The sequence below is a fragment of the Winogradskyella poriferorum genome (genome assembly GCF_050618035.1).
Lineage (GTDB): Bacteria > Bacteroidota > Bacteroidia > Flavobacteriales > Flavobacteriaceae > Winogradskyella > Winogradskyella poriferorum_A.
This window is the reverse complement of sequence record NZ_JBODPY010000320.1, coordinates 1-211: the sequence shown is the minus strand read 5'-3', so window position 1 is coordinate 211 and position 211 is coordinate 1. Positions and strand designations below refer to the sequence as shown.

Annotated in this window: 1 protein-coding gene; it reads right to left on the bottom strand. The window is 39.8% G+C overall.

The features are described 5' to 3' along the window. Positions 1-27 precede the first annotated feature (27 nt). The coding region (locus ACRHOC_RS15925) for a hypothetical protein (protein ID WP_431159529.1) at positions 28-211 on the bottom strand (184 nt) is incomplete at its 5' end.

Genomic DNA, 211 nt, shown 5'->3' with positions numbered 1-211 from the left:
GCAAGAGTTTTGAACATAGTATAACTCTTAGGCATCGACATCTTTTGATGTAAGTTTGCCCGCAGATTTATCCACATCAAGCACCTTGGCAATAAGGATGAACTCTAAGCGCATTTCTCTTCCTACCAGTATGGCGGATGATTCAGTCAGTGAACCTGAATAGTTACCGGGCCCATTATTAAACCTACTTGAACTAACAATCTCAATAAAT